At 52.7% G+C, this 17059-nt stretch carries 16 protein-coding genes; 5 read left to right on the top strand and 11 right to left on the bottom strand.

Annotated elements, in window-relative coordinates:
- Positions 1 to 194: 194 nt before the first annotated feature.
- The 8 genes from poxB to MKY59_RS15685 form a co-directional block, all read right to left on the bottom strand.
- Positions 195 to 1922: a ubiquinone-dependent pyruvate dehydrogenase gene (poxB, locus tag MKY59_RS15720; protein WP_236414281.1), complete on the bottom strand. Its 1728-nt coding sequence runs from the start codon at positions 1920 to 1922 to the stop codon at positions 195 to 197.
- A gap of 216 nt (positions 1923 to 2138) precedes the next feature.
- A complete protein-coding gene (locus tag MKY59_RS15715) occupies positions 2139 to 2900 on the bottom strand; it encodes an SDR family oxidoreductase (protein WP_236414280.1) in 762 nt (253 codons plus the stop codon).
- Between the two features lie 120 nt (positions 2901 to 3020).
- Positions 3021 to 3320, bottom strand: coding sequence for a Dabb family protein (locus MKY59_RS15710; protein WP_236414279.1), 300 nt, complete (start codon positions 3318 to 3320; stop codon positions 3021 to 3023).
- 168 nt (positions 3321 to 3488) lie between these two features.
- Positions 3489 to 3740: a type B 50S ribosomal protein L31 gene (locus MKY59_RS15705; RefSeq protein ID WP_236414278.1), complete on the bottom strand. Its 252-nt coding sequence runs from the start codon at positions 3738 to 3740 to the stop codon at positions 3489 to 3491.
- Positions 3741 to 3878: 138 nt separating this feature from the next.
- Positions 3879 to 4145 (bottom strand): HPr family phosphocarrier protein, encoded by a 267-nt coding sequence (locus MKY59_RS15700; protein WP_339272190.1) that lies wholly within the window; start codon positions 4143 to 4145, stop codon positions 3879 to 3881.
- A gap of 224 nt (positions 4146 to 4369) precedes the next feature.
- Positions 4370 to 5437: an NAD(P)-dependent alcohol dehydrogenase gene (locus MKY59_RS15695; RefSeq protein ID WP_339272189.1), complete on the bottom strand. Its 1068-nt coding sequence runs from the start codon at positions 5435 to 5437 to the stop codon at positions 4370 to 4372.
- Between the two features lie 27 nt (positions 5438 to 5464).
- Positions 5465 to 7582 carry an alpha-glucuronidase family glycosyl hydrolase gene (locus MKY59_RS15690; protein WP_339272187.1) on the bottom strand — a complete coding sequence of 706 codons (2118 nt, stop codon included), beginning with the start codon at positions 7580 to 7582 and terminating at the stop codon, positions 5465 to 5467.
- Positions 7579 to 9759 (bottom strand): glycoside hydrolase family 52 protein, encoded by a 2181-nt coding sequence (locus tag MKY59_RS15685; RefSeq protein WP_339272185.1) that lies wholly within the window; start codon positions 9757 to 9759, stop codon positions 7579 to 7581. Before MKY59_RS15685 ends, MKY59_RS15690 begins: the two co-directional genes overlap by 4 nt.
- Positions 9760 to 9999: 240 nt before the next feature.
- On the opposite strand from MKY59_RS15685, the gene MKY59_RS15680 reads away from it, so the two are divergent.
- Positions 10000 to 10911 (top strand): AraC family transcriptional regulator, encoded by a 912-nt coding sequence (locus MKY59_RS15680; RefSeq protein WP_236414270.1) that lies wholly within the window; start codon positions 10000 to 10002, stop codon positions 10909 to 10911.
- 116 nt (positions 10912 to 11027) lie between these two features.
- Here the strand turns inward: MKY59_RS15680 and MKY59_RS15675 are convergent, their stop codons facing one another.
- Both MKY59_RS15675 and MKY59_RS15670 read right to left on the bottom strand, forming a co-directional pair.
- The gene (locus MKY59_RS15675) at positions 11028 to 12428 is read right to left on the bottom strand and encodes an aldehyde dehydrogenase (protein WP_339272183.1); all 1401 of its coding nucleotides are present in this window, start codon (positions 12426 to 12428) and stop codon (positions 11028 to 11030) included.
- Between the two features lie 15 nt (positions 12429 to 12443).
- Entirely contained in the window at positions 12444 to 12746 is a 303-nt protein-coding gene (locus tag MKY59_RS15670) for a metalloregulator ArsR/SmtB family transcription factor (RefSeq protein ID WP_236414268.1), read from the bottom strand.
- Positions 12747 to 12988: 242 nt separating this feature from the next.
- Between MKY59_RS15670 and uxuA the strand changes: the two genes are divergently transcribed.
- From uxuA to MKY59_RS15650, 4 genes are all read left to right on the top strand, one after another.
- On the top strand, positions 12989 to 14056 hold the full coding sequence (uxuA, locus tag MKY59_RS15665; RefSeq protein WP_236414267.1) for a mannonate dehydratase: 1068 nt from the start codon (positions 12989 to 12991) through the stop codon (positions 14054 to 14056).
- Positions 14053 to 14916 (top strand): SDR family oxidoreductase, encoded by an 864-nt coding sequence (locus MKY59_RS15660; protein WP_339272180.1) that lies wholly within the window; start codon positions 14053 to 14055, stop codon positions 14914 to 14916. The genes uxuA and MKY59_RS15660 overlap by 4 nt, the downstream gene beginning before the upstream one ends.
- A 182-nt stretch (positions 14917 to 15098) precedes the next feature.
- Entirely contained in the window at positions 15099 to 15827 is a 729-nt protein-coding gene (locus MKY59_RS15655) for a DUF421 domain-containing protein (protein ID WP_236414265.1), read from the top strand.
- Positions 15828 to 15857: 30 nt separating this feature from the next.
- On the top strand, positions 15858 to 16229 hold the full coding sequence (locus MKY59_RS15650) for a DUF4363 family protein (protein WP_236414264.1): 372 nt from the start codon (positions 15858 to 15860) through the stop codon (positions 16227 to 16229).
- A gap of 99 nt (positions 16230 to 16328) precedes the next feature.
- Here MKY59_RS15650 and MKY59_RS15645 read toward each other — a convergent pair whose 3' ends face one another.
- Positions 16329 to 17033, bottom strand: coding sequence for a M50 family metallopeptidase (locus MKY59_RS15645; protein ID WP_339272178.1), 705 nt, complete (start codon positions 17031 to 17033; stop codon positions 16329 to 16331).
- Positions 17034 to 17059: the final 26 nt, after the last annotated feature.

Genomic DNA, 17059 nt, shown 5'->3' with positions numbered 1-17059 from the left:
GTAAATGACTTACGACAAAAAAATCAAATTATATTTATATTGGTACATATAATATCGTTTCATAAGTATATAAAAATGGTGCAAAGAAGAGAGCGTCCAAAACAGGACATGTTTTGAACCCGCTCTCCCTACGCATCCGATAAACGCTGCAGATGATGCACAGCATAACGCGCCTGGAATTTCCCTCCAAGCCGTTAGCGCAGCAAATTCGTTTTGGCCAGCTCGATGAGCTCATCCCCACGCCCGTTAAGTACAGCCTTCATCATCCACAGCGTGAAGCCTTCCGCTTGTTTGATGCTGATTTTTGGTGGCAAGGACAGCTCTTGCCGGTTGACGACTGCGTCAATCAGGACAGGGCCGTCATGCTGCAGCGCCTGCTGGATCGCTCCTTCGACATCGGCCGGATCTTCTACTCGAATGCCTTTGATGCCCATAGCTTCCGCCACCGTCGCAAAGTTGGGATTGACGAGCTCGGTGCCTGATTCCAAAAAACCGGCCGCCTTCATTTCAAGTTCAACGAAACTAAGCGCTCCATTATTGTAAACCACAACCTTCACCGGCAGATTGTGCTGTTTCAGGGTAAGCAGGTCACCCATCAGCATGGCTAATCCGCCGTCGCCGGACAAAGAAATGACCTGCCGGCCAGGATCGGCTACTTGCGCCCCAATGCCCTGAGGCAGTGCGTTGGCCATCGTGCCATGATTGAACGAGCCGAGCAGACGGCGATTTTGGCTCATTTTCAAGTAACGTGCCGCCCATACGGTAGGCGTGCCTACGTCGCACGTAAAAATGGCATTCTCCGCGGCTGCGTCGCTGATCGCTTGCGTAAGGTATTGCGGATGGATCGGCTTTTTGCCGGGTTTGCCCACGGCCAACTCATCCAAGTCTTTACGCACCTTTTCGAAATGTTCCACACTTTTGCGCAGATGTTTGTCGCTGTGCTCTTGTGTCAAATAGGGCAGCAATGCTTCGATGGTAGCCTTCACGTCCCCGCACACCCCATAATCCAGCTTGGTTCTTCGGCCAAGGTGCGAAGCTTGAATGTCCACCTGCAGAACGATGGCCTCCTCGGGATAAAACTGCCGATACGGGAAATCTGTGCCCAACATCAGCAATATATCGCAATCCATCATCGCATGATATCCGGATGAATATCCGATCAATCCGGTCAATCCCACTGAATACGGATTGTCATACTCCAGATGCTCCTTGCCCCGGAGCGCGATGACCATCGGCGATTTCAACCTGTCGCACAGCTGCATCAGCTGCTCATGTGCACCAGCGCATCCGGCCCCGCAGAGTAGCGTTATCTTTCGGTCGCTATTCAAGTACTCTGCGAGTTTTTGCAGTTCGGGAACGGAAGGGTGAACGACGGGTTTGGGGGTTTGGAATACATGCTCGGGTACGGGAAGATTGGCCGCCTCCAGAGCAGCAACATCGCCCGGCAACACAATAACCGAAACGCCCGAACGCGCCACCGCGGTCTGCATGGCCATCGTAATCGAACGCGGCATCTGCTTGGCCGTGGTGACGACCTCGCAATAATGGCTGCATTCCTGAAACAAATATTCCGGATGCGTGGATTGAAAATATTCGCTTCCAATCTCGTCGCTCGGAATATGTGCCGCAATGGCCAGAACGGGAACGCGATTCCGGTGACAGTCGTACAAACCGTTAATTAAATGCATATTCCCCGGGCCGCTGCTTCCGGCGCAAACGGCAATGCTCCCGGCAACGGCCGCATCCGCTCCGGCGGCAAACGCCGCGACTTCCTCGTGACGCACGTGGATCCATTCGATTTCACCCGAACGGCGAATGGAATCGAGGATCGCGTTCAACGAGTCTCCAACAATACCATAAATACGTTTAACGCCTGCGTTTAGCAAGGCTTTAATGACAACATCCGCTACTGTCTTCTTCATGGACAATCTCCTTTATTCGCTGAATATGAGTTATGCTTCCACCTCGCCGATATACCTATTCGCATACCCGAAATCATTCAACCCGAACCAGATGACGCAAAAATCCGCCTGTCGCAGAGACAGGCGGATACATATGCGGATACATATATGGAACAGTTGCCCACACGGGCAGCGCACCATGATGAACATATTTCAAATCAAACACAAACTTCGCCATTAAATGGCTGGCATGACATTGCCGCCGCTCACCGGGATGTACGCCCCGGTAATGAACGAAGACAGATCGGAAGCCAAGAAAGCGACGGCATTGGCAATTTCCTGATCCTCGCCTCTGCGTTTCAAGGGAACTTGATCGGCGTAAGCCTGATCGTAACCAGGTTCTGCGGCGCGGTCGCGATCGCTGATGGTCCATCCCGGAGCGACTTGATTGACCGTAATCTGATGCTCCCCCACTTCGCGCGCAAGCACGCGATACAGACCATCCATGCCGCGTTTGCCTGCAGTGTATGCGGACTGCGTGGCAAAATTTTGCATGGCGCATTCCGTGTTGATACCGATGAAACGTCCGCTCCCGGCTTCCTTCATGTGCGGAATGAACGCTTTGGCCAAGTACACGCTCTGCATTACGCAAGACTCGAACTGACTCATGTAATCCTGCGGAGATTGTTCAAGCACCGTCGTCCACGCATACTGAATCACCGCATTGGCAACGACGATATCGACCGGGCCCAAACCCGCCAGGATCTCATCGCGAATCCGAAGAGACGTTTCTTCTTTCGTGATATCCCCTTGCACGGTTAAGGCTTTGCGGCCGGCGGCCTCGATCTGCTGCCGAAGTTCTTCGGCCTGGGCCTGATTGTTTATGTAATGAAGCGCGATATCCGCGCCGCAATCAGCCAGTGTACGAGCAATAACACGTCCCAACTGACCGGTGGAGCCTGTGACAAGCGCGATTTTGCCCGTAAGATCCAAACGCATTGCAGCACCTCCTTTTTCACGTCATATTGTTTCTGGATCCGAGTTCAAAACACCCACAGTAAAGGGCACTATATAGAAAACGGTTTCGTTTTAGAAATAAATGATTGCTGCAAACCGCTATTATTGATGTTGAATCAGATCGATTTCCTGGAAACGACTGACTTCCTTCAGCCAACGCTCTTCCACATATTTGCGATGCGCTGGATGATCATTATAGCTGTCGTAAGCAGCCTGATCGGCGAATACCATGGAGAATCCGTAGTCGAATTCGTTTTTGGCGCTAATTTGCTTCAATACCTGAAATTGCTCCACACCCGGAATGACCTCGAGCACATTTTTGCTTTCCTGCAAGAAGGCTTCTGCCTCAGCCGTCCCCTTGCCTGCGTACAACGAAAACGTTACCATATGCGTGATGCTCATCTCTAAACTCCTCCTCCAATGTATATATAACGATCTACTTAATAGTACCTCCGAACAGTGTGTAAGCGCAATCTTTATATTTACATCTATTTCCCACTTATTCCCATTTAAACAACAAAAAAAGCCTGGGGCAGTGCCCAAGGCTTCCGTATGAACGTCCAACAACATTTAGTTTTTGAGATTGTATTTACGGTTGAAGCGATCCACGCGACCGCCCACGTCAACCACTCTTTGTTTGCCTGTAAAGAACGGGTGTGATGCGGAACTGGTGTCCACGCGAATGACGGGATACGTGTTTCCGTCCTCCCATTCCATCGTTTCGTTCGAATGTTTGGTGGAAGAACTGAGGAACTTGTAATCGGCACTGGCGTCATAGAAAATAACGATCTGCGTTTTTGGATGGATATCTGCTTTTGGCATATCTATCTTCACTCCTTGTGATATGAGTAAGTGTTCCCTTGAATTGAACCAAATTCGATTATACTCCATTTTACATCAAAAATCAACAATATCTGGAATTTGATGCATGCTGGTTGCAAGCTCTGCAGTGAGTCCAGTCTATGAGCGGCCCTTCTCCAATACGTCCAGGATGTATTCCAGCGCCTCCAGCTCGTCTCTCCCTCTGGTCTGCAATCGGACCACGCTGCCGTGACGAATCGGAAGCATGGCCATGCCGAGCAAGCTTTTGACATCCACCCGATGCTCGTGATCAGTGGTTACGAATGACAAGGAGATGTCCGAGGCAAAACGCGATGCTTGAGATGAAACCGCGATCAGGTCATCCCGGTCAAAATCGGAGTGAATCGTAAATTCATGTGTTCTCACGACGCTCAGTTCCTTTCAGCAAAAGTTGCGATAATCCATTGTATGCCTATCGTTGCATATTGAATTCTTTCAGCATTATACCACGATATGACAGGTTGTCTAATCCTTGCCGGAAAAAAAGCCCGCAATGGCCATCGAAAAAACCATAACAACGGCCAGCTCCAACTGCTGATAGACTCATGAAATGCAAAAGAAGCCCCGGATACAGGGCTTCCTTCATCTCTTTATCGACCGTTTGGATATACCATGACTTTCAGGCTTCCGCTCTTGTTGTGCAGCGCCCGCTCCATCGCTTGCTGCGTCTCTTCAAGGTCGTATCTGTCCGTAATGAGCGACATCACGTCGTGCTGTCCCGAAGCAAGGAACTCGATTCCGGCCGGATACGTGTTGGCATAACGGAAAATGCCGTAGAGGTCAACCTCGTTATCCGCAATGAACGGCACGTTCAACGCGATCTCGTCCTGGGCGGGCAGCCCGACGATCGCAAGTTTGCCTCCGCGACGAAGCGAGTACAAGGCGGATTGCAGCGCTTTCGGGTTCCCCGCCGTTTCCCAAGCAGTATCCACGCCGATCCCGTTCGTCAATTCACGAATGGCTTGAACCGCATCCTCCTTACGAACATTGATGGCATGCGTCGCTCCCAGACGGAGGGCAGCCTCCAAACGCACCTCTTCCAGATCCGTCACGATAATGCGGTCCACGCCGAAGGATTTCGCTGCAGCCACGGCCATCAGGCCGACAGGGCCCATGCCCATGATGGCCAGCGTCGTTCCCGGAGCCAGCTTGCTGCGGCGGGCCGCATGAATGCCGACGGAAAACGGCTCGTTCATGGCGGCTTCCTCGAAGCTGAGGTGATCCGGGATCGGGAACACCATGTCCTCCCGAATCGTCATGTACTGCACGAATGCGCCATCCACCGGCGGCGTCGCCAGAAATTGCACATCCGGGCAGAGATTGTAGCGCCCCTCTTTGCACGCTGGACAACGTCCACATGTGACGCCCGGCTCGATGGCTACCCGATCTCCTTCTTTCAGTCGCGTAACGTCTGCGCCGACGGCGGCGATGATGCCCGCGCATTCATGTCCCAGAATGATCGGCTTTTCAACGACGAACCTGCCGATTCGCCCATGCTCGAAGTAATGCACGTCTGAACCGCACACGCCCACTGCCATTACTTTGACAAGCACTTCGTCGGGTGCCGGTTCAGGCACCGGCTGCTCCTCGATGCGGATCGAACCCGGCTCTGTCATGACCGCGGCTTTCATCGTTTCGGGAATCTCTTGATGTCGCATGGTACTCCTCCTTCTGCCTTTTCTTCATTAATATATAGTTCTTCCCCATCGATCCTCGATCCCGCTTTTGCGGTAGAAGTACGTATTGATCATGTCGCGCCATTCCTTTGCATGTTCGGCCTGGCCTTCCTGCAGCGCAGCCACTTTGTTGAATATGGTCGGATCGATCTTGCCCTCAAGCCGCTTCCAATCGTTCAACAATGCTGCTGCCTGATCGGCCCCGTCGAAATGGGTGTCGTAAATATGCTGTATAACCGTTTTGCCGGAGTGCAGCACATGCGTGTAAGGAACATGGTGGAAAAAGAGCAGCAGTTCGTCCGGGCAGGTTTCCAGCGATTCGTATCTGTCCGCATTCGCGGCATGGTACTGCGAAGCATAACCCGTACCGCTTTTCGCCGTCCGATCCACGCCGATGCCATGGCAATCCGCGAAATGATACGTGCCCCATTTGGAATACTCGTAACCGTCTACGTTCGGACCGTAATGGTGTTCCGGATTAACCATCCAGCCTACGCCAAGCGGTGCGGTGTAGCTTTCGTAGATGTCCAGCGAACGGAGCAGCATGCCTGTAATGATAGCTACGATTTCGTCGTCGCTGCCGAACGTCAGCCTCACCCATTCGTCCGCAATCTGTTCGGCGGACAATTCCGGGTTCCATGCGAGACGTCCATACCCGTACAAATTGGCCTGGGCCAACGGATGTCCCGTCCAGCAAGCATCCGCGCCGATATTGGAAACCGCCGCAAAGCCGTTTAGGGACCTGCCATACAACGAACCGTCGGCGATGCGTTTCACTTGCGAACCCTCGCCTTTGGCATGTGTGTCAAAATCCAGAACTTCTTTCCATTGCGGGATCAAATAACAGAGGTGACGCTGCTGGCCCGTATATTCCTGCGTAATTTGGAATTCAAGCACCTGATTTGTATGCTCCATCGCCCCGAACAACGGCGATACCGGTTCGCGGACCTGAAAGTCCATCGGGCCGTTTTTGATCTGCAAAACGACGTTGTCGGCAAACCGTCCATCGAGCGGTTTGAAATGATCGTATGCTGCACGCGCGCGGTCGGTCGAACGGTCTCTCCAGTCCTGTTTGCAGTTGTACACGAAGCAGCGCCAGATCACGATCCCCCCGAACGGCTGAAGCGCTTCGGCCAGCATGTTGGCTCCGTCGGCATGATCACGGTTATACGTGAAAGGTCCAGGACGGTTTTCGGAATCCGCCTTGATCAGGTATCCGCCGAAGTCCGGAATGGCCGCATAGACCTTGGCGGTCTGCGATTTCCACCACTCCCGCACTTCTTCATCGAGCGGATCTGCCGTATGCAGTCCGCCGATCTCGATGGGGCTTGCATAATTGGCGCTCAGGAACAGCTTGATTCCGTAATCCCTGAATTCCGCGGCTACCCGTGCCACGTCGCCAAGGAATGGTTCCGTCAGGAACAGGCTTTCCCTTTGGTGCACGTTGACGTTATTAATCGCGATCGCGTTCAGCCCTGTCGATGCAAGAAGACGTGCATAATCGCGAATCCGAGCGGTGTCGGATAGGATCTCCCCGTTTTCATAGAAGATAGACCTGCCTGCATACCCTCGCTCTATGCTTCCGTCCACATTATCCCACTGGTTGAGCATGCGCAGCAGGTTGCGCGGCTGCTCGGCAATCTGGCCGATCACCTCCGCGGAGGCCCCATCCGGACGCCCTATGCGAAGCACAAGCTCTCTTAATACATGGAATGAACCGTACAAAACGCCTTGGGGAGTTTCCGAACCGATGTAAAGATGTCCGCGGTCCGCATCTTCGCGAATGACGTAACCTTCGCCATGAACCGAAGCGCGCTCGGCATCGGTAAACGTATTCCGAAGGGTTGCGCTGCCCGCCCAGGTACCGATCCATATCCCTGCCGTTGATGCGTGAACATCTCCGGCAGCCGTCGTTTCAGGTTTGCTGCCATACAGCTTTTCCAGTCCGATCGTCAGCTCTGCAGCAGCTGTTTTGACAACCGGATGAGCTTCTTCAGTAATCACCTGGCGAGCCCAGAGCGGTGCCTTGGCCGATCCAGCCCCGTTTTTTCCCGGGACTCCTGCGAGATATCCCAGCCAAGCGTCATATTGCGGTCCGGCCAGCCCGGATTGTACGATTGAACTCATTGTGCCGCCTCCTTGGTTGCATAGATCTGTGTCAGTCGGTTGCCCTTGCCTTCGAGCAGCCATAGTATCGATGTTACGCCGCGCGGGTAATATTTGCTGCCGACCGCTACGCCGGACAGAATCTGATCGCTCCAGCACCAATAGGATTCTGCCGGATGCAGCAGCCAATCGACATGTGCGGCATCCGCCGCTTTTCCTGTTTCGTCCCACTCCACGCCCAGCAGCTCTCTGGCGATGAACTGGGAAAGGTAGATTTTGCTCAGCCACGAATTGTTGCTCGTCGAGGACAGCTTCCAGCCGCCGTCCGCGAACAGGCAGGTGCCTGGAACAAGAACCGTCTTCAAGTGCGTACGCAGCGCCTGCAAATAAGCGCCGAAGCGGCCGTTTGCGTCCAATGCGCCCTCGCAGCCTGTGAAATACGGGAATACGAGCCCTTCGATCGCCGGAATGATGCGCGAATCGTTATTTTCCGCAATGACGGCCGGAATGTAGCCGCCATCCGTCAATTGCGCGGCGATGCTGGCCGCGCAGCGATCAGCTTGACGACCTGCTTGGTACGACAAGTCGTTCAGCTTTTCCGCAGCGAACAACTTCTCGAGCGCTACATACACCGCCCAGCATTTGCCCGCCAGATAGATGTTGTTTCGGGATTGTCCCAGCGACACGTCCAGGCTGTCGTAGGTCGTAATCTCTGCTCCGCCTTTGGTGCGGGTGCTGTCCAGGCCCATCAACCCGTTTCGTTGATTTTCCTCCGGATGATCACGGTTGACCATGCTCTGGAAGCAGTCTTGGATGACAGGCAGCATGTTCTGCACAAAATCCCGATCCCGAGTCTGCTCGATGTACACCGTCGCGCAGCAGAGCCAGTTGACCAACTCCTCATGGCTCATCTGCGAGAAGCAGTCATCGATGCCGACCAGTTCGTATGCCGAATGTCCGGGTCTCGAAAATACGTTGGCTACGCCGATGTCGTGCGTAAACGTGATTCCTCCCGGATGCGCTTTTTCCTCTCCCGGGAATCGGACCTCATCGGTATAGCTGTACCGCTTCACGAACCACTCCAGTTCATTGCGTACCGTCCACGGATTCATGGCCAACTCGAAATACAGCTGGTCCGCGGTCAAATCGAGCGTGTTCATCATGCGATATTCGCCTTCGTTGACGACCCAGAGCGGTTCTCCATCTGCATCGAGCAGCTGCGTGCTTGCATAATAACTGTGGACGGAATGCGCCAGCATGAACGACTGATCCTCGGACAATGCGGAAACGCCCAAGAGCCGATCCGCTTCCTCGCACGAAGCTGCCAGTTCATCGAAGCGATTCAGCGCGTATGTTCCCGCCTCCTGGATGTTTGCGAAATACCGGGTATACCAATAGGTCGTGTCCATGCCGGAAGTAGCAATGCCTCCGCGATAGAAGCTTACCGCAAAACGGTAAGTGCGCTGTTCTCCTGCGGGAACTTCCATAAGCAAAGCGGCTGTGCCGCCAAGGCCGAAGGCCAGATTTTCCACGTGTTTTTCAAGCAAAATCTTCTCCAGCGTAAAACCGAGCGCGGGCCAAAGTCCGCTATCCTTCGAAAGGATCGCCGTATGGCGCCCTTGGCCAATGCCCGTCACGGAACCGCCTTCTGGCCCGCCAATCATACGCATCGCGGAATATGGATCGCTGCCCTGGTAACCGAAGAACGCTCTGCGCGTTTGCTGTCCCTGGCGGTTGTCCAATACAAGCTCGACCAGCACGGCTGGCACCAAGGCATCTTTCAGCGCTTGTTCATCCCCTTCAACCGGGTGAGGCACCGGACGTACCGGCGAATAAATGCGGAAAGTCAGATCGCCTGCGGTCCATGTATCCGTGCCGATCGTCAGTTTACGGCTGATGTCCTCGTCGCGAAACGCGGAGACTAACGGTTTGGCCGCTTCGGCCGCCGACGCGTCAGTGTGATCCGGCTTTTCTACGTCATAACGGGCACTTTCGTCTTCGGTTGCTGCAAAAAAGGGCAAAGCCTCGTAATGTTCGCCGTCCCGTGCCTGAAGGCCGATGTAAATGTTTTCGTCGGCAGGCTTGCCCAATTCGAGTCCAAGACCGCCTTTGGCTCCTTTATATCCAAGCGTAAAGCTTGCAAAAGCGCCGATCGGCGCATGGTGGGCATTATAGAAAATCGATTTGGATGTGCTCATGGGATGCGACCCCTCTCAAATGATTTGCATGCGTTTTCATAGCCCCATCCTATCATGGCATTTCCGGCCAGACCATGGTCAAATCAAGCAGATATTTACCCAAATCGGGCTTATGGTTTATAATCGTACTAAAGCGGTTACATGCTTTGGCGCATGAAGAAATGTTTCAGTACACCGCGGGAAGGTTACGCCGAATCAAGCTTGCATCTTGGCTATGCATCCGAAAAAAGGAGGTCCCACATGTCTTCCACCTATTTGCCTCCCCAGCTTGGGGAAAGCGTGCACGAAGTGTTCTATCCCGACGTGCAAACGACGGTAAACCTGTTTGCCATCCATCTTCGCAGCGTCGGTTCCGATTGGGACTATCCTGCCCATGAACACCCGCAATACGAGCTTAACTATGTGACCGAAGGCGAGCAGCACATGGTCATCGAAGGTCAATTGTACAGGCAAAAAGCCGGAGAACTGCTTCTGATCCCTCCGGGCAGCGTTCATTCCAGCCATAGCCCTGACGGAAAAGGCTTCACCTATTTTTGCATGCATTTCGATATCGATGATCAGCTGTTTCTCTCCCTGCTTGCCCGCATCAGACAAGTCCTGTTTGGCGCCGACAGCGTCGTTACCCAAAACATCGAACCCGTGCTGCGCAAACTGATGAACTCGGCCACTGCCCCGTCGGCCAGCACCATGGTGCAGCGCATGCAATTGCAATCGGCCGTGTTCGAGCTGTTCGGCCACCTCTGGGAAGCCGTTTCCCAGGAGGTTGCGCATACGTATGCCGACGGTTACGACCGGATCGAGCTTGCCCATCAGATCCGTAATCGTTTGCAGGGGCTGGTGAGCCAGCAGTTCAAACAGGGACATGAATCGGCCAGTCACTATGGCATCGACGACATTGCAGCAGAACTCGGGATCAGCACGTCCCATTGCAACCGCGTATTCAAGCAGGTATTCGGCCAATCCCCACGCGCCATGCTGTCCGAGATGGTTCTGCATGAAGCGAAAATTTTGCTCGGAAATCCGGCATTGTCCATTCAAAATATCGCCGTCATGCTGGGTTACAAAGACATCGCCCACTTCAGCCGTCAGTTCAAACGCTGGTCGGGAATATCCCCATCCCGGTACAGGCAGGATCCTCCTGGTTCGGAATAAGTCTTTGGGCGCAGCACTTCGTTTCCGTCGATTCTCGCCGCGATATGGCAAAGTGTTGACCCCGCCGGGTGAGAGCACTAAAAAACCGAGTTCGTTTGATCCGAAACCCGTATGGCTTATTTCAACAGCCGTTTGATCGTTTGTAACTTGCCGGCATAAGGCGGGTACAAGATCGGCAGATTCAGCCGCGTGCTTTTTCGGAGTATGCTTTTCATATGCGAAAAGGTTTCGAAGCTGTATCGCCCGTGGTATCCGCCGATTCCGGAATTCCCTACCCCGCCAAAAGGCAGCCGCGGATTGGCCACATGGGTAATCGTATCGTTGATACATCCTCCGCCAAAGGACACTTCCTGCAGCACCTTCTTCTGAACCTGCTTATCGGAAGTGAACAGATACAAAGCCAATGGTTTGGGAAGTTTCAAAATGCCTGCGATGGCTTCGTCAATATCATGATAACTGATAATCGGGAGGATCGGGCCGAAAATTTCGTCTTCCATACTCGCTGCTTCCCAAGACTCCACGTCCAGCAGCGTAGGCGAGATGAAGCGATCTGCCTCGTCCGTTTGTCCTCCAAAAATCAGGTTTGCCTTATCCCGCTCGATCATATGGCTCAACCGCTTGAAATGGGCTTCATTGACGATCCGGCCATAATCCCGATTATGCCGAACGTCCGAGCCGTAGAAGCTGTGCACGGCCGCCTTCATTTCCTCGATCAACGTTTGCTTCACCCGCTCATGGACGAGCAGATAATCCGGTGCGATGCACGTTTGACCTGTGTTGAGCAGCTTGCCCCACATAATGCGCTGCGCGGCGACTTTGAGGTCGGCATGTTCGTCCACGATGACCGGGCTTTTGCCGCCCAGCTCCAGCGTAACCGGAATGAGGTTTTTGGCAGCGGCCTCCATGACGATTTTGCCGACGGGCACACTCCCCGTAAAAAAAATATAATCAAATTTCGCGTGAATGAGAGCCGTCGTCGTATCTTTGGCTCCTTCAATGACCTGGACGTACCCGGGCTCGAATACCGATGTGATGATGTCCCGCACGACGGCCGAAACGGCCGGCGTATGTTCGGATGCCTTCAGCACAGCCGTATTGCCAGCCGCAATGGCACCCACGAGCGGCTCGATCAGCAACTGGAACGGATAGTTGAACGGCCCGATGATGAGAACCGATCCGTAAGGCTCGGGAATGATATAGCTTTTGGAACCGATGAGGGCCAGCTGCGTTTTGACCTTTTTCGGTTTGGCCCAGCGTTTCACGTTCCGAATCGTGTGCGAGATGCTGTCGAGCATAAAACCGATCTCGGTCGTGTATGATTCGAATTCGCTTTTGCCGAGATCCTGATACAGCGCTTCGGTCAACGGTTTCTCGTATTTTCGAATCGCATCCTTAAGCCAAATAAGACGTTCAATGCGAGCTTCCGGCGAACGGGTGGAGCCCGAGCGGTAAAATTGCTGCTGCAGCTCCAAAATTTCCTCTACTTCCGGGCTGGTTATTTCACGTATTTTTGTCATATGATCTGCTCCTCCCTATAAACACTCTTCTTCCAATGCCGCCACCAATTCCTTCAGTAATTGAACCGATGCCTGCAATGAAGCGGAATAATAGCGTTGGGTTCCCTGCTGCTCCACCGAAATCAAGTCTTTGTCCAGCAGCAGCTTGAGGTGGTGGGATATAGCCGGGCGCGAGAGGCTGGATTGCTCCGTAATTTCATTGACGGTCATTCTCCCCTTCTCTGTCAGCAGCATCAGGATGGATTGGCGATGTGAGTCGCTGAGCACCTGAAACAAAGGCATGCAGGATTGAAAAATGGATAGTGCTTTTTGTCCCATCGGGTTTCCTTCCTTCTTTCTCTATAAAGTTGATATGTTTAAACATTTAAACCATTATAGCTATTTTACTTCTTTCCTTGACGATCCACAAGAGTTAAGACCATTCATGAGAGAGAGTTCACATTTTTGGGAGATCCGTCATCAAATTTTTCCTTAAAAGCGCTTCCAACATTCAAACTTGTATGGTAGTATGGTAATTGAGCGTTGTATTCTTTCCTATATAAAATGATGAGGTGAACGTCATGAGAATGGTTTTTCGCTGGTTTGGCGAAGGCAACGATACGGTATCGCTGGATGACATCCGTCAGATCCCGGGCGTTGAAGGCATTGTATGGGCACTGCACGATGTGCCTGCAGGCGAAGAATGGCCCATGGAGAGCATTTTGGCAATCAAGAAGGCGGCGGATCGGGCCGGACTACATATGGATGTCGTTGAAAGCGTTAACGTCCATGAAGATATCAAACTCGGTCTCCCCACCCGGGACAAATATATCGAAAACTACAAAAAAACGATGGAAAAGCTTGCGCAGGTTGGCGTCAAAGTCATCTGTTATAATTTCATGCCGATCTTCGACTGGCTGCGTACCGACATGTATAAGGAGATGGAGGACGGCTCCACCGCCCTTTTCTACGAAAAAAACAAACTCGAAGACATGGACCCGTTCGAACTGGTCCGCCGCATTACGGAAAACTCCGAATTGACGATGCCGGGCTGGGAGCCTGAGCGTCTCCAGTACTTGACAAGCGCGTTCGAAGCGTATAAAAACGTCTCGGAAGATGATATGTGGCAGAACGCAAAGTACTTTTTGGACGAGATCATCCCTGTCGCGGAGCAGCTAGGCATCAAGATGGCCATCCACCCGGACGATCCGCCATGGTCGATCTTCGGCCTGCCGAAAATCATTACGACCCAGGACAACATTCGCAAATATTTGAATTTGCATGATAGTCCATCCAACTGCGTTACATTGTGCAGCGGCTCGCTCGGAGCGAATCCGGCCAACGATATCATCGGCATGATCCATGAGTTCAAGGATCGGATTCCTTTTGCCCACATCCGCAATGTAAAAGTGTACGAGAATGGCGATTTCATCGAAACGTCGCATCGGACCCAGGACGGAAGCGTGGACATCGTGGGCATCGTGGAAGCCTACCATGACACCGGATTTACGGGGTACGCCCGTCCGGACCATGGACGCCATTTATGGGGAGAGAAATGCAGACCAGGGTATGGCCTTTATGATCGCGCGCTGGGCATTATGTATCTGTGGGGCGCCTGGGATTCCCTGCAAAGGAGGGCAAAAGCATGAACGAACTCATTCGCGAGACCTCGTCGAGACTGCAAGGAAAAACGGCGGTCATTACGGGCGGTGCCGGCGTACTGTGCCGCGCGATGGCCGAGGAACTGGCCAGACATGGTGCTCAAGTCGCGATACTTAACCGCACGGTATCAAAAGGTGAAGAAGTGGCTGCTGCCATTACGGCCACAGGCGGCAAAGCCATTGCCGTTGCTTGCGACGTCACGCAGCCGGATAGCGTCCAGGCCGCCGCGGATGCGGTGCTTGAACGGCTTGGGCCATGCGACATTCTCATTAACGGTGCCGGCGGCAATCATGCCAGCGCCAATACAACGAATGAAATTTTTCGGCTCGAAGACCTGCACCAGGAAAACATCACAACTTTTTTTGACGTAAGCGTAAGCGGATTTCGACAAGTGATGGACTTGAATTTTGTCGGCTCGCTGATTCCTACGCAAATCTTTGCCAGACAAATGATCGAACGCAGCGTACCGGCAACGGTCATCAACATTTCATCGATGAGCGCCCCTTCCCCGATGACCAAGGTGCCTGCCTACAGCGCGGCCAAAGCGGCGATCAACAATTTCACGCAATGGCTGGCCGTTCATCTGGCCGAATCCGGCATTCGGGTAAATGCGATCGCTCCCGGCTTTTTCCTGACGGAGCAAAATCGCAATCTGCTGTTGAATCCGGATGGTTCGCCGACCGAACGCTCCAGCAAAATCATTTCCCATACGCCGATGCGTCGTTTCGGCAAACCGGAAGATCTGCTCGGCACGCTGATGTGGCTTGCCGACGAACGCCAATCCGGATTTGTAACAGGGACCGTCATTCCCGTTGACGGCGGCTTTATGGCCTACTCCGGCGTATAAGACCTAAGATCTTGCGGTCGTCGGAGCACCTTTTTGCCAAATCCATGCACGATGAACGGAATCATTCGTTATGCTCTCACGTTTCAGTCGAAGTCCGGAATTTACATTCCGGGCTTCTTTTTTTGTGGAATAAGATGTTAAGAGACGGGAAAAGCTGGTATACAAAGGACGGTGATTTCTCGATGATGGAAGAAACATGGGTGGTCGCAGTACGCTCGGTTATCGCTTTTCTGACCCTCATGATTTACACGCGGGTGCTGGGCAAACAGCAAATGGGCAACCTGACGTACTTTGATTACATAAACGGCATTACGATCGGTTCGATTGCGGGAACGTTCGCCACGGACCTTTCCTCCAAAGCATGGATTCATTTCGTCGCGCTGACCATTTTTACGTTGGTTACGATTATTTTTCAATATGTGACCTTGAAAAATCGTACCGTGTCCAAATGGTTTGACTCCGATCCTACGCTGGTGATCCAGAGCGGCAAAATTTTGGAACAAAACATGCATAAAATGCGCGTGAAATTCGATGAACTGACGATGATGCTGCGGCAAAAAGACGTGTTCGACATTACGACGGTCGACTATGGCATTCTTGAACCGGACGGCAGTCTCTCCGTTGTCCTGAAGCCGGAGAACCAACCGGTGACGGCCAAGGATATGCACATGAAGACAAGCCCGAACAAGCTCATGACAGAGCTGATCATTGACGGTGTACTGATCAAACAAAATCTCGAAGAACGAAACAAGGACATTCATTGGCTCACCGAGCAGCTTAAAAAGAAAAAAATAACGATCCAAGACATCGCCTTTGCCGCCATTTTGCCCAATGATAAACTGTACATCGACCTTTTCGAAGACAAAATCACGGAGAAAACGGACATGGGCGACTACGAAGGGCCGTTCTAACGGAAAGATTACACTGCAGGAGGGGATACGATGAAAGCACGATTGTGGCTGCTCTATGTGGTTCCCATCGTTCTGATTCTCATCTTTTGCGCCGTCATGGCTACGGGAACGATTCTCAAAAAACCGTGGGGCGAGAATGATCGCTTGGTTGAATCGGTGCAATCGCTGGAGAAACAAGTTGAAGCCAAACAGTGGACCCAAGCCAAGTCAGAAATCGAATATGCCCTGAAGGCGTGGGACCGAATCGTGGATCGCATCCAGTTCAGCGTGGAGCGTGAAACGATTTATGACATTCTGGGCACGCTTGCCCGCATGAAGGGCGGCGTCGCCGCAAAAGACGATAAGGCGATTATGGAGGAAATTTATTATTTTTATGTCCTGTGGGAAAATTTGGGCGATTGATTTTCACGAGAAAAGCGCTCCCTTTCAAGGGGGCGCTTTTTGGACTGCGGTGGAAGATTACTACTCCCTGCCCGCAGGATTTGCTCTTTTCCCATTCAACTATGCACTGCGTTGTCGTACTCTGCGAGAGCGGGCCCCGGATGCGGCGTTTTTGCCAAAAAAGGAAGTCAACGCTCCTTTGGCACACCATAGCGCAAACAAGGCAAAAAGTGTGCCCCAAAACAATGCAGGCATAAAGGTCTGGCCGGCCAGATTGGTTGCGTCTCCCGCAGCGGAAGGATGCGTCCAGGACATCCAACCCACGTACATGGCGCTAACTACGGATTCTTCCAACGTAAGAAACGCCAGCAAAAGATAATAGAACTTGGCGAATTTGGCGCCAAAAATCATGATGACCGCATTCAGCGCGATAAAACCCGTTAGCCATAACATGCCGAATTCTCCCCGGACATACAGCAGAAGCGAGACGGCAGCGACCGCGGTCATGATCCCGAGTCCCCACATGTGCCGTCCTTTTCGATAAAGAACAAACAACAGCCAGGCAAACAGCGACGCGCACATATAACCGGCCAGAGAAACCAGGATCGACCTGCCGGGCGTAAGCATCGAGGAATACGTAACGCCGCTATGGTCGGCATACAACTCAATGCGCAGCACTTTGCCGGATAATAGCAGCGTAACAAGCGCGTGGCCGAACTCGTGGATCATCGTATCCAAATTGCGGAACAACGATGAAAACGGAATAAAACGTGTAAGAAACGCCGAGCCCAGCAAAAACAATATCGTCTTGAGCCATTTGTTCAAATGTGGTGCCACCCCTGCTTTCCATT

Source organism: Paenibacillus sp. FSL W8-0426, from assembly GCF_037969725.1.
In the GTDB taxonomy this organism is placed as follows: domain Bacteria; phylum Bacillota; class Bacilli; order Paenibacillales; family Paenibacillaceae; genus Paenibacillus; species Paenibacillus hubeiensis.
The sequence above is the reverse complement of the archived record's forward strand: the minus strand, read 5'-3'. Positions and strand labels throughout refer to the sequence as shown.